General features: G+C 64.7%; 12 protein-coding genes and 1 pseudogene. 9 read left to right on the top strand and 4 right to left on the bottom strand.

The features are described from left to right. Window positions 1-102: 102 nt before the first annotated feature. Together IT779_RS37020 and IT779_RS37015 are read right to left on the bottom strand one after the other, a co-directional pair. Complete coding sequence (locus IT779_RS37020) at window positions 103-519, bottom strand: hypothetical protein (protein ID WP_196154172.1); 417 nt, start codon at window positions 517-519, stop codon at window positions 103-105. A 462-nt stretch (window positions 520-981) separates the two neighbouring features. Continuing rightward, window positions 982-1,185 carry a hypothetical protein gene (locus IT779_RS37015; protein ID WP_196154171.1) on the bottom strand — a complete coding sequence of 68 codons (204 nt, stop codon included), beginning with the start codon at window positions 1,183-1,185 and terminating at the stop codon, window positions 982-984. A gap of 735 nt (window positions 1,186-1,920) precedes the next feature. Here IT779_RS37015 and IT779_RS37010 point away from each other — a divergent pair. Genes IT779_RS37010 through IT779_RS36995 form a run of 4 tightly spaced genes read left to right on the top strand, consistent with a single transcriptional unit; the run spans window position 1,921 to window position 4,238 of the window. Then, complete coding sequence (locus IT779_RS37010) at window positions 1,921-2,487, top strand: hypothetical protein (RefSeq protein WP_196154170.1); 567 nt, start codon at window positions 1,921-1,923, stop codon at window positions 2,485-2,487. After that, window positions 2,484-2,786 (top strand): type VII secretion target, encoded by a 303-nt coding sequence (locus tag IT779_RS37005; protein WP_196154169.1) that lies wholly within the window; start codon window positions 2,484-2,486, stop codon window positions 2,784-2,786. Before IT779_RS37010 ends, IT779_RS37005 begins: the two co-directional genes overlap by 4 nt. A 10-nt stretch (window positions 2,787-2,796) precedes the next feature. Then, complete coding sequence (locus IT779_RS37000; RefSeq protein ID WP_196154168.1) at window positions 2,797-3,693, top strand: hypothetical protein; 897 nt, start codon at window positions 2,797-2,799, stop codon at window positions 3,691-3,693. After that, window positions 3,690-4,238 (top strand): hypothetical protein, encoded by a 549-nt coding sequence (locus IT779_RS36995; protein ID WP_196154167.1) that lies wholly within the window; start codon window positions 3,690-3,692, stop codon window positions 4,236-4,238. Before IT779_RS37000 ends, IT779_RS36995 begins: the two co-directional genes overlap by 4 nt. 766 nt (window positions 4,239-5,004) lie before the next feature. On the opposite strand, the gene IT779_RS36990 is transcribed toward IT779_RS36995, so the two are convergent. After that, window positions 5,005-5,712, bottom strand: a complete 708-nt coding sequence (locus IT779_RS36990; RefSeq protein WP_196154166.1) for a maleylpyruvate isomerase family mycothiol-dependent enzyme — start codon at window positions 5,710-5,712, stop codon at window positions 5,005-5,007. Between the two features lie 90 nt (window positions 5,713-5,802). Between IT779_RS36990 and IT779_RS36985 the strand changes: the two genes are divergently transcribed. The 3 genes from IT779_RS36985 (at window position 5,803) to IT779_RS36975 (ending at window position 8,082) form a co-directional block, all read left to right on the top strand. Further along, complete coding sequence (locus IT779_RS36985; RefSeq protein ID WP_196154165.1) at window positions 5,803-6,240, top strand: MarR family winged helix-turn-helix transcriptional regulator; 438 nt, start codon at window positions 5,803-5,805, stop codon at window positions 6,238-6,240. 650 nt (window positions 6,241-6,890) lie between these two features. Further along, window positions 6,891-7,319, top strand: coding sequence for a hypothetical protein (locus IT779_RS36980; protein WP_196154164.1), 429 nt, complete (start codon window positions 6,891-6,893; stop codon window positions 7,317-7,319). Window positions 7,320-7,410: 91 nt separating this feature from the next. Beyond that, on the top strand, window positions 7,411-8,082 hold the full coding sequence (locus IT779_RS36975) for a DUF305 domain-containing protein (RefSeq protein ID WP_196154163.1): 672 nt from the start codon (window positions 7,411-7,413) through the stop codon (window positions 8,080-8,082). Between the two features lie 318 nt (window positions 8,083-8,400). Here the strand turns inward: IT779_RS36975 and IT779_RS36970 are convergent, their stop codons facing one another. Next, window positions 8,401-8,820, bottom strand: a complete 420-nt coding sequence (locus IT779_RS36970; protein ID WP_332839139.1) for a multicopper oxidase domain-containing protein — start codon at window positions 8,818-8,820, stop codon at window positions 8,401-8,403. A gap of 311 nt (window positions 8,821-9,131) precedes the next feature. On the opposite strand from IT779_RS36970, the pseudogene IT779_RS36965 reads away from it, so the two are divergent. Further along, window positions 9,132-10,730, top strand: a pseudogene (locus IT779_RS36965) (heavy metal translocating P-type ATPase); the annotation flags it as partial. A gap of 970 nt (window positions 10,731-11,700) precedes the next feature. Continuing rightward, window positions 11,701-12,097 (top strand): TetR/AcrR family transcriptional regulator (locus IT779_RS36960; RefSeq protein ID WP_196154162.1); only part of this gene is annotated, 397 nt, incomplete at its 3' end.

Genomic DNA, 12,097 nt, shown 5'->3' with positions numbered 1-12,097 from the left:
CGTCCTGACCCGCTCACGCGCCGCCCTCGACCCCACCGAACAGGAGGACACCACCCCAGCACTGACCGCCTGACCGAACAGGGTCACGCGGCGATCACCCCGCTACACCACACATTTGGACTTGACCGATTTGCGGCCCGCTGGACTCAGATCTCCCGTCCAGCGGTGGACGTAGTCCTCTGCGCTCAGCAGCATTTTGGGGTACCACCGTTGAAGCGGCGGGCAGCGAAAGTAGGCGAGGTAGAGGTTGGCTCGCACCTTCCAACCATGGTCGGCCAAGTCGAGCAGTCCCTCAACCGCTGCCGTGTTCGAGTAGAAGGCGCTGTACCGCTTTTTGAGTTCACCGATCCACGAGCCCAGTATCACGGTGTCGTCCTCGACCCACATGCTCATTCGTTGCGCGGCGATGACGCCATGGACGAAGTGGATCGTCGCATAGCGGTCGTGCTCCTTGCCGTCGATACCTGTGGCTCGCTCGAGGATCGATCGCAACTCGCTTCTGTCAGCGACAACACGCATCCGAACAGCCCAGTGCCTTGTCGCGCAGACGGGTTCTGGTCAACGCGCAATTCGATCGGTCTACGGTCAGCCCCGGGTGTCACTGCGTCGGTGCCGGATCCCGGCCGGTCACTACTCATGATCACGTCGCGAGTTGGGCGCGCAGGGTGTCGAGGCCCGTGCCGCCCACATACCGCGGGCAGCAGCACCGTGCGTTCCAGCGGCACAGCGTCGAGGCGGACGTGAGGCACAGGTCCCGGTCGCCCAGGTAGTTGCTAGGCGCCCGGGACGCCGGTGGGTGCGGTCGTGGATGAGCCGGGGGCAGCAGTCGGGCAGTGCCAGCGTCCCAGTACGCCTCCTCCAGCACGTACTCGTGGTGGGCGACGTCCCGCGGCCGCGTGCGGGGTTTGGGGTCCCACAGGGTTTCGAGCGCGGCACCGACCTCGTCGTCGGTGACCGCGTCCAGGGCGCGGCTGGCGCCGTTCAGCCCGTCCTCGCCCCGGCGTCGACGGTCTTGACGATGGCGATGCCGTAGTTGCCGCACCGAGGTGGCGTAGCGGATGGCGGTGTGCCTTCGTGCGCACCACTGGCCTTGCGCGCGGACTTCCCGAGGTTGCCCGCTGGGCGCTTGTCGGAGGGATGTTCTCGGTGCCGGAACCGATCGGCGACGTGCAGTACCGGATCCAATTACAGGTCTGGCCAGGGTGAGCCATAGCGATTCCCGAAACCCGGCGCAGCGATTTCCGCTTCACACTGTGAGAATGAGTGATGCCGGGCGTGACGGGAGCAGCAACAAGCGTTCTCGGCTCGCTATACGTTTGGGTATCGACCGACGCGCGGATTGACAGTTGCGACACCGCCCCGCAGCGACCTACTCGGCGTTCGATCGTGTCCTGCACGCACGCAAAATCGGCCGAAGTCGACACAGTTGGGTGCGAGTTGACAATCTTCGGGCGGAAGGCGAGAGTGATTTGGCGTGAGCCGTAGTGGTCGCTCTAGGGGATAGGGGTTCCAGATGCCAGTTCACCGGACGTCCAGGCTGCCACAACCTCGTGCCGAGCGTCGTCAGAGGGTGCGCGTGTGACAGCAGGAGGGTTCTACAACCACTACGACGATCCTGACGAATTCTGGGATGAAGAGCCTCTGACCCAACCGTCGCGAACCAGACCCCGGACCACGCACCCCTGTGGACCTATGAGTTCGTCCCCAGAAGCCCAAACTCTTCCTCGGTCAGGTCGACGCTCCGACCGCAATCCATCACAATCGTCGTCTAACCCGCCCAGCGGTCCGCCCTCGGTCCCTCAGCGAGGCGGCGAGGGATGGCCCTCTCACGTACAGTCGAGCGCCGATGATGCCGGGTCGACGACAGAACTCGATCACCTGATCAGCACGTGGAACTTGCAAGGATCGTCATTCATCTCGATGCGGGTCGACCGGGGACTGATTCCGATCAGCATCGATGTGGACAGTCAGTGGAGTCGGACCGCTCGACCCCACGAGTACGAGACGGAATTTCTCAAGGCGTACGACCTGGCCTCGCTACAGGAATATCAGCAGATTCTGTCGACGAGGCGGCTCCTGCCGGACGGTGGCTTCGACTTGGACTGCGGCGCACCCGACCGACGGACTCAACTCTCGGTTCTTCTGGAGACATCCGGGTGGAGCGAATACCAATACAAGCTCGAAACAATGATCGCCAATCCTGGATACGGTGTCAGTAGCCGAATAATGCATGGGAGCGGACCGGCAGTGTCGATGACCGCAGACCGTAGCCGGGTCACCTCGATAGCCGTCGCGGCGACCTGGACAGAAGCCGTGAACCCTCCCACTATCGTCGAGGAGATCCTCGGGTGCGCTGATCAGATCCGAGCGCTGAGGCCTCGGTTCACGGTATGGGGAGACTACTCGCGGTATTCCCTCCAAGACCTCGAGTTCCAGCACGATCGACACGTCAAATTCTTGCAAGAACAGGCGAGTTACATCGTATGACAGACAATTTCAGTGCGTCGACCGATCGCATGAGATATGCCGCCACAGCATGGGATCAGGCAGCCTACTGGCTCGGCGAAGCGCGGGGGATGACCAGCGGGGTCGAGATGACTTCCACCGAGGCCGGGGTGTTCGCCTTGTCGCTGAAAAAGTACGAACCGGCACCCGGGTACGTCAATGATCGACTGGCAGAGGCGGTCAAGGCATGCCAGGATATCGCTGGCATCCTGCTGCACGCAGCGAACACCTACGACGAAGAGGACGCAGCCCGCGCTCAGCAGTTGAACAGCTCCGGTTAGGACCAGAACGATGGCACCAGAACTGGATGCACGCGAGGATCTGGACCGCCAGATCGATGCCATGCGCGTGATTGCCAAGGATCTTGAACTACTCCCATCGGGATACGAGAACGATGTCACCAAGCTGATCAACCTGCTACGAACTGGGGAAATCACCCTCACGGTGAGCACACTGGGACTTGGCATGCTGGCAAGCGAATACGTCATCGATAAGATCGAAGATCACGAGCGCGCCATCGAGCAGACCATTACCTCCGTCTTCAACAAGCTGAACGAGTTCCAGACCGGTGTCAAAACCCCGATCACTTTCATCGATAAAGCCGATGACTGGCGAAAAATACGCAACAAGATCACGGATGCGGGTAGCGTAGCCAAGACGACCAATCTTCGAAGCGAATGGGAGGGGGTCGCCTCGGAACGCTACTTCATAGTCTATGGACTGCAGAACGAAGCGTTCGTCTCAATAGCCGGCCTATGTGAAAAGATTGCAGTACAGCTCGAAACGCTAGCCAAAGCGATACTGGATCTGTACAAGAAGCTGGTTACCGCCCTGCTGGAGTTCAAGAACGAAATCGCCGGAAAAATGGCAGGGATCTGGATAAAAGGTCCCGCAGCAGTTTTAGTTCTCGACGATCTCGTGAAGTCCGTCGGGACGATGCAGACGAAAATATTTAATACTTTCGGCGAGTGTGCGACGATGGCTCAGAACAACATGATCGCGGGAAATACCATCGCAGCAGAAGTCGCCACGCAATCAGGACTGCCGTTCAACAAATGGCCATCCATCCACGTCGAAGCGACCGGGGTCGATAGCGAAGGAAAACCCCACAAGTACGACCTCGACTACGCGGACGCCAGCGTGCTGGACGGCGACGGATCGGACTGGAAAGCCAGGTCGACCTCGTGAACAAGAAGCGGCTGAGCGCAACCATTTTCGTGCTGGCAGCCGCGTTGTCGACAGCGTGCACAGACCTCACGCAAGCCCCCGTCACTGCGACACCCACATCTGCTGTTTTTGCCGTGGCCACCGTTCAAGACATGTGCGACGCCCTGTCAAATTTCTTCACCGGTACCCTCGCCGTGCAAGATGTGGACATCCGACCAGCGGACGACCCCAAATCTGCGATATACGGCTCCGGCGCGTGCTCCTTGGAAACAGGCCCGGACATGGTGGCACGCGGTTCCATCTCGCTGGTGGACGATTCCGGTGCGAATTGGACCCCCGGACCGACCACGAAAGCGATGAACGGTACCTCGCAACCGGCGTGGCTCTTCGATGGCAGACCGTACGGACTAATCGAGATCACCGTCCGCGACGCGGATCGGCAAGGCATCCTCCAGATACACCAAGAACACGCACGAACCGCCGACGGACCTCTCGCCCTGACCGACACTCAGCTACACGAAGTAGCCGAGTTTTGCATCCGGATGACACGGTACCTCACACGATAGAATCGGCATACGGTCATGTCGAGCGCCCTGGTGGCCAGCGTGGTCGATCGTCTTCCGAACGGTCTGACCGTCACAAAGGTCGGACCGTACGCCGGACATCTCACCAACTCCACGGCGTTCGGCGGCTTCCTGCGAATTGTCTGCGGTTCCGACCGCAGGGAGCGTGGAAGCGGCACCGTTCACCGGAGCGAACAACGGAAACTCGTTGGGGTCATCGAAAGGAAGAGTCATGATTCCGGGGTTCCCAGAATTTCCCGCCCCGCACACCATCGCACGAAATCGTTGCCGGAATCAGCCTCACCACACCACATCACGCCGCCCCACCGGACTGTCGGCGTGCTGATGCCTGTGAGACCCGTGGCGCTGACCGGTGGGACATTTCGACGCCTCAATTGTAGATCGGCCGGGTTCGCCGGTTCGAGCCGTCCGTCCTCGTGCATGTGCCGACTGTAAAGCTTCGTAGGGCCGGGATCGGCCGTGGCACAGTGCTGGATCGTGGTTCGCGCCCGCTCGCGCGGCTGACTTCTCGACCTGGAGCCGTTGAGCTCTGATGTGAGATCGGAGTCCGGTCCCGGCCAGCAGTGACGTTGGGCTGTGCGGTGGAGAGTCGGGGTATTCGCCGATCCCGCCGCGTGTCCCGACTCGGCGGCGCGGGTTGCCGCAGGCGAGCGGATCGACTTCGGTCCTCTCCGGGTGACCTCAAATGGTGATCCGCCGGTACTCGGCAGCGGAACAGGTCTTCCTCGAGCGTGATACGGAGATCGACTCACCACGAATTCGGGTTCGTGTCGTGAATCGAAGCCCGATCCCGCGCACGCGACCGCGATTGCCGCCAAGGCACGGCAAGTCGGTCGGTCATCGTCGCCAGACCATCGCCGGTCAGTTGGTGCACAAGTGCGACACGTCCGGTGATCAGCAGCAGTAGCGCCATGACCGGACCTCGGATCTCTTGTCCCGCACCGAAGTCCCACTCGACGTCGGTAGCACGCAAGCGGACGCCGTCGAGGCGATGGGCGTTCCAGACCGGCCACCCGATGCCCGCGGCCCGCGTGGCGGCAGCCGCCGCTGCCTGCGGGTCGACGGCGAGCGAGCGGCGCAGGGGCACCGCGATGTCCTGGCCGTGCACGATGACGTCGAAAAGGATATTGCGGTAGTTGGTCGGGGCGGGCAGTCGCCGCGAGGAAGCGTGCTCGCGAATCTGCTCGGCCAAGTCGACATCAGGGCGGTTCGCGTGGGCGACGGTCAGTTGGTGGACCATGCGGTTGTAGTCGCCGCGAGCCCGCACCCCCGCGACCAGCAGACGGCGCACGGGCATCACCTGCGGTGTGAGAGCGACGTGGGCGGCGACGTCGCGGACTCGCCATCCCGCGCACAGCGACGGCGTCTCCCATTCCTCGGGCGTCAACCCCGCCAGTAGATCGGCGATCAGCAGGCGCTGCCGCTCGATGGCCTCCCAGCTGGTTTCGCGGTCCACCGTAGGCCCCCTTCCAGTCGATTTAGTCAGATTATCTGACTAATTTTGGTCAGCTAATCTGACTACTGTCAAGTGTGCGAAGGAGGCCGGATGTCCGAGGACGAGATGAACGTGGGGCTGTCGATGTTCATCGCTCACCGCTCGATGGAGCAACGGATCTACGCCGCCCTGGCCGAAGCGGGCTACGACGACATCACCGTCGCCCAGGGACGGGTAGCGTCCCGGATCGCCCCGCCGGGCAGCCGACTGACCGAACTCGCCGAACAAGCGCAAGTCACCAAACAGACCGCGGGATTCCTCGTCGACCAACTCACCCGCGCGGGCTACGTGCGACGCGTGCCGGATCCCGACGACGCGCGAGCCCGACTGGTGCGCCTCACCGACCGCGGCCTCGAACTGGCCGCCTACGCCAACACTGTCGCCGCCGCCATCGAAAACGAATGGACCGACCATCTCGGCAAGGCGCGGATGCGGCAGTTACGCGACACGATGGCGCGGCTACGCCAACTCACCGACCCCTACATCTGATGTTCAGCGACGCTGTCGCGACCCATCGAGGTAGCACCCGATCCGGATCGGGCCGGCCGTCATCGAGCAAGTCCCCGTCCCGCGTGGCCACTTACGGCTCGTCATCGGAATGTCAGCGATCGCTCGTCACGGCCGATGTCGGTACGCGCGTTCGGCAGAATGTGTCCGACACCCGGTTCGTCCGCGGCGGTGTCCGAACGGGCTCGCGGCCGCCGTCCTGCGGTCACAGCACGGCCAGGTAGTAACGCAGGCGAACCGTCAAGTACTCCTGAAAGTTTCGCCTGACCAGCAGCGTTAGGCGATTGTGATCTACAGCCGAGGTAGGCGACGAAAACCCGCTGCTGCCATGGACGCTCCTGAGCCGCCGATTCGAAGATCGGCCGTACCGGCCGCGGCCGAGCCCCTCGCTATCCCTCCCGCAGTGCTGCGATCGTTCGTACCGACACCACATGAGAATTCGGGACGTAAGGATCGGCGTACACGTTCAGCTCCAACTAGGAGCCGAGCGATCCTCCCATCCGCTCGTCGGCGCGCAGATGGCACACATTCGACCGCGTCGCTGCTATTGAACGGCGGACGTCGAGCCCTGGGAGGCTGCTCGCGGCGCTGCTAGTTTGGTGACTGTGCGGCCTGTACTCGCCCGAACGCTGATGCGTTCGCTGCTGCTGGTCATCGTGGTGATGGCTGTCGCGGGCATGCATCATTTGTCGGGCTCCGCCCCCCGATCTCATCCTCCTTCTCATCACGAACATGTCGAAGCGATCGCGCCGTCGCCAGTCGCGGGCGTCTCGGATGTCGGCGCTGCGCCGGTGATGCGGTGCTGCACCACGATGGTGTCGCCCGAGGAGGACGGGCTCGGCCACGGAGGCCACGGTCCGGCACATACGTTGCTGCACTTGTGTCTGGCCGTATTGTTCGCGGCTGTCGGACTAGGGCTGATCTGGCTTGCACTCGGTGAGCACCGGTGGTCTCAACTGGGCGCGGGCGTCGAAGCGGAAGCCGGGGTGGTGGCGGTGGCTCGGCCACCGCCGGTTGCGACGTCGAGGCGTTTGGCCTCGCTGTGTGTGTTGCGGGTGTGATCGACGCCCGCCGGATCCGCCTGTCTGTCGGCGGGTCGCGGCGCTGTCTGCTTTCGCCCCCCTTCACCACATCGAGTTTCCAGGAGTTTTGATGATCACCGTGAAAACAACGGCCGCCGCGACGCTGGCGGTACTGGCCACCGCCGCGGTACTGACCGGCTGTAGCGACGATTCCAGCGGGCAGGACACGTCGTCGATGACGACCGGCGCCGCGGCGACGAGTTCGTCGGTATCGCCGAGCGGGTCAGCGGTCGCGGGTGCGCACAACGACGCGGATGTGCGGTTCGCCCAGGAGATGATTCCTCATCACAGCCAAGCCGTGGAGATGGCGCAAATGGTTCCCGGCCGGAGCACCGATCAGCAATTGGTCGATCTCGCTGCGCGTATCCAGCAGGCACAGGGACCGGAGATCGCGACCATGACCGGATGGTTGCGGGCGTGGGGTGTCGCGGTGTCGACGACATCTACCCCGGCGATGCCGGGAATGGACCATGGGTCGAGGCCGATGCCGGGAATGGATCAGTCGGCCATGCCGGGGATGATGACCTCGCGGCAGATGGCGCAGTTGCAGGGGGCCGGCGGGGCGGAGTTCGATCGCATGTGGCTGACGATGATGATCGAACACCACCGGGGTGCGATCGAGATGGCGCGCACCGAGGTGGCGCAGGGGTCCAACGCCGACGCCAAGGCACTGGCCCAGAAGATCGCCGATGATCAGCAGGCCGAGATCACGCAGATGCAGGCGATGCTCGCCACACGCTGACCCGAACGGGTGTGCGCCGAGCCGGGGTTCGGCGCACACCCGTTCGGCCACACGCGGGCCGAGACCGGCGTGGGCACTCGCAGCCGTCGCGTCCGGACCTGGATATCGACACCCGGTCTACTCGGGCATGCGCGAGTTCAGGGTCGGAGGGAGACACAATCCCTCCTACGGACCTGGACGGCAGTAGCACTTATCAATACATTCTGTATCGAGCGCAACGATCTGTATTGCATGAGGTCGAGGCACGCGTCATCGCAACTCGAGTTGCGCGATAGACCGCCGATGACCTCGCCCGGAGCGTGCTCTCCCGCGGCACGGCTAGGGTGGCTCCTGTCGTCGAGCACGACCACCGCCCTCCAGGTCGTAACCCGCGCCGTCGTCGGGGTCCTCCACGACCAACGGCGCATACAACCCACGGTCGAGTTGCACCCCCACATGCGGATGGAACCAATACGTGCCCGCGTGCGCCGCGGTGAATTCGTAGGTGAAACCGCTACCGGGCGCCACGGGCATCTGCGTCGACCCCGGCACCCCGTCCATGTCGGCCCGCAAAGCCGGCCCGTGCCAGTGCACACTCGACGGCGCGGACAGCCGGTTGTCGAATCGCGCCCGCACCACCTCACCCCGCTTCACCCGGATCTCCGCACCCGGAATACGGCCGCCGAACGTCCAGGTCGGCACCGCGACACCGCCGATATCCACGACAGCGGCAACCGCGGCCAGGTCCACCTCCCGCACCGTCGCCGACTCCGACCGGCGCCGTGCCTCGGCCGCGCGTACCGGCTCCGCATCCACCCCCACCGGCCGCGAAGCGCCGCCATCACCACACCCGGCCACTGTCGTGAGACCCGCCGCGACGGCGCTGGAGAGGAAACCACGTCGCGACCACATCACCGGGCCACCATCACGGTGAGGCACCCGCGCAGACCGGAGAAAGTCCCGCTCACGCCACCGACCACGACATACACGACGCCCACCGCCGGACCGACCACACGGGCCACGGCGGCCATGGCGATCACGTAGCGCAGTTCCGCCGCCTGTTCTGGGTGATGCTGGCGCTGGCGGTGCCCGTGGTAGCGGCGAACATGATGTTCGCCGATCTGATCGGCTACACCGTGTCCGAGAACCTGTCCTGGGTCTCGCCTCTGGGCGGCACCGTGATGTTCTTCTGGGGTGGTCGCCCGTTCCTGACCGGCGCGGTGGACGAGATCCGCGCGCGCCAGCCGGGAATGATGCTGTTGATCACCCTCGCGATCACCGTCGCCTTCGGCGCCTCGTGGGGCGCCACAACGGGTGTGCTCGCCCACGATCTGGACTTCTGGTGGGAGTTGGCGCTGCTGATCGTGATCATGCTGCTCGGACACTGGATCGAGATGCGGTCCCTCGGACAGGCATCCAGTGCCCTGGAATCGCTGGCCGCGCTGCTGCCCGACGAAGCCGAACGCCTCGCCGAGGACGGTACGACCGTCACCATCGCCGTCACCGAACTTCGCAGCGGTGACCTGGTCGTGGTGCGCCCCGGCGGGCGGGTGCCCGCGGACGGTGTCGTCGAGTCCGGGACCGCCGACGTCGACGAGTCCATGATCACCAGCGAATCGCGCCCGGTGCTCCGCGACGTCGGCGACCGGGTGGTGGCCGGAACCGTGACCACCGACTCCGCGCTGCGGGTCCGCGTGACCGCCGTCGGCGAGGACACCGCGCTGGCCGGTATCCGCCGTCTGGTCAGCGAGGCCCAGAACTCCACCTCCCGCGCGCAGGTTCTCGCCGACCGCGCCGCCGGGTGGCTGTTCTGGTTCGCGTCGGTCGCCGCGATCCTCACCGCGACGACGTGGCTGCTGCTGGGTGCACCGGAATCCGCGATCACCCGCACCATCACCGTGCTGGTCATCGCCTGCCCGCACGCGCTCGGCCTGGCGATTCCTCTGGTCGTCTCCATCGCCACCGAACGTGCCGCGAAAGCCGGTGTCCTGATCACCGACCGTCGCGCGCTCGAGGCGATGCGGACCGTCGACGCGGTGCTGTTCGACAAGACCGGCACGCTGACCCGCGGTGAACCGACCGTGACCGGGGTGACCGCCGACGCGATCAGCGACGACGAAGTCCTCGCGCTCGCGGCGGCCGCCGAAGCCGACAGTGAGCACCCCCTGGGTCGAGCCATCGTCACCGCCGCCGCCGACCGCGGCCTGACCGTGCCCGTCGCGACCGGTTTCACCGCCCGCAACGGCATCGGTGTCACCGCTACCATCGACGGCGCCGAGATCAGTGTCGGCGGACCCGGCATGCTCGCCGACCACGGACTCGACCCGCTACCGGCATCGATCGAATGGGCCGATGAGGGCTCCACGGTCCTGCATGTGCTGCGCGCCGGTGAACTCGTGGGCGCGCTCGCGCTCGCCGACGAGATCCGTCCCGAATCGGCGCAGGCGATCCACGCCTTGCACGCACGGGGAATCCACGTCGCCATGATCACCGGCGACGCGGAACCCGTCGCCCGCACCGTCGCCGCCCGCCTGGGCATCGACGAGGTCTTCGCCGGCGTCCTACCTCGGGACAAGGGCGAGAAGGTCCGAGCCCTCCAGGACGCGGGCCACACGGTGGCCATGGTCGGCGACGGCGTCAACGACGCGCCGGCCCTGGCCCGTGCCGAGACCTTCGCGCAGCCTCTGGAACGCATCGAGGACCTGCATCCCAGCATCGACGTCGAATCCGGCCGGCATCTCGGTGAACTGTGCGGTCGAGAAGTTCGTATCGCGACGACACGACGGCCACCGACAGCGCGTCACCGACGCTGCGTTGTGTCGCTGCAGGCAGCTCGGCAGACAACTGCTCTCCGTCGGAGATCCATACTGCCGCAGATAGCGGCCGGGGGTGTCGGTGGCGATACGGGCCTCGATGATCGGCATTCTCTTCGCGTCCTCACTGTCGGGGTGAGCATCGCCTCACGGCTCGCTCGCCCATCCGTCCCCGGTACCGCGCGATGCGAAAGTCTGCGCGCACACCGGGCGTTGTCGACCTCACGCAGCCGGTACCGCCACGCGCCTGCGACGCTGTTGCGGCGTGCCGTAGCGGTATCCGTAGCGCGTCATTCCCTTCGGCTTGTACACCGACAGCACGGCCGCGGCGAGCAGGATCACCAGTCCGCCGACCGAATGCACGAGATGGGTCGGGTTGCGCAGTTGTTCCACCGAATCGGAGTCGGCGGCGGACTGCGCCAGATCCGCGTAGTGATCGATCGAGTCGGTGTAGAGGACCAGGACGGTGAATCCGAGAAGATTCAAGACGATCTTGAAGATCACCCAGTAGTGGCGCACGAGTCCCCAGACCGTGCCGAGGCCGATGACCAGACCGGTCACCAACGACAGTGCCGCGAAGGGAATGATCACGTACCAGACCGCGATCCGCATCGAGGTCAACGCCCCGCGCACCACCGACGGTTCCGGATTCGCGATCACCACGACGGCCAGAGCGATATAGAGCGCGACCGCGCCGATCCATCCGATCGAGGACACGATGTGCGACAACAGCGTAGGCCGTCGCCAGCGTTGGGTGAGAATCATCCGAGTCTGCCTTTGCATCGACGATGATCAAGAGTGAACATTTCGTTCTATTCATGACGAATTGCGTGACGCGCTCCTGGACGCGACCGCGCGGCTGGTCGCCGAGCACGGGATCTCCTCGGTGACGATGACGCAGGTCGCGGAGGCCACCGGCATCGGACGTGCCACGCTCTACAAGTACTTCCCCGACGTCGAATCGATCGTCCACGCATGGCACGAGCGACGGATCGGCGGTCATCTCCACCAGTTGCGCGCCGTCGCAGGCGGTGACGGAGACATCACGCGACGGCTGAGCAAGGTGCTGTCGACCTACGCGATGATCGACTTCTCCCACCATGGCGGGGATCTGGCGCCCGTGCTGCACCAGGGTGGTCATGCCGTGCACGCGCAACGCCATCTTCTCGAACTCGTGCGCGAGTTGATGGTCGAGGGCGTGGACGCCGGTATCGTCCGCGGTG

It is taken from the genome of Nocardia bovistercoris (assembly GCF_015674855.1).
In the GTDB taxonomy this organism is placed as follows: domain Bacteria; phylum Actinomycetota; class Actinomycetes; order Mycobacteriales; family Mycobacteriaceae; genus Nocardia; species Nocardia bovistercoris.
This window is presented reverse-complemented; position numbering and strand designations above follow the sequence as displayed.

Bases quoted from the DNA above. Each gene is read 5' to 3' on its own strand.
- IT779_RS37000 (WP_196154168.1), top strand. From the start codon at position 2,797: ATGGCACCAGAACTGGATGCACGCGAGGATCTGGACCGCCAGATCGAT.
- IT779_RS37005 (WP_196154169.1), top strand. From the start codon at position 2,484: ATGACAGACAATTTCAGTGCGTCGACCGATCGCATGAGATATGCCGCC.
- IT779_RS36980 (WP_196154164.1), top strand. From the start codon at position 6,891: ATGCGTTCGCTGCTGCTGGTCATCGTGGTGATGGCTGTCGCGGGCATG.
- IT779_RS36985 (WP_196154165.1), top strand. From the start codon at position 5,803: ATGTCCGAGGACGAGATGAACGTGGGGCTGTCGATGTTCATCGCTCAC.
- IT779_RS37020 (WP_196154172.1), bottom strand. From the start codon at position 519: ATGCGTGTTGTCGCTGACAGAAGCGAGTTGCGATCGATCCTCGAGCGA.
- IT779_RS37010 (WP_196154170.1), top strand. From the start codon at position 1,921: ATGCGGGTCGACCGGGGACTGATTCCGATCAGCATCGATGTGGACAGT.
- IT779_RS36975 (WP_196154163.1), top strand. From the start codon at position 7,411: ATGATCACCGTGAAAACAACGGCCGCCGCGACGCTGGCGGTACTGGCC.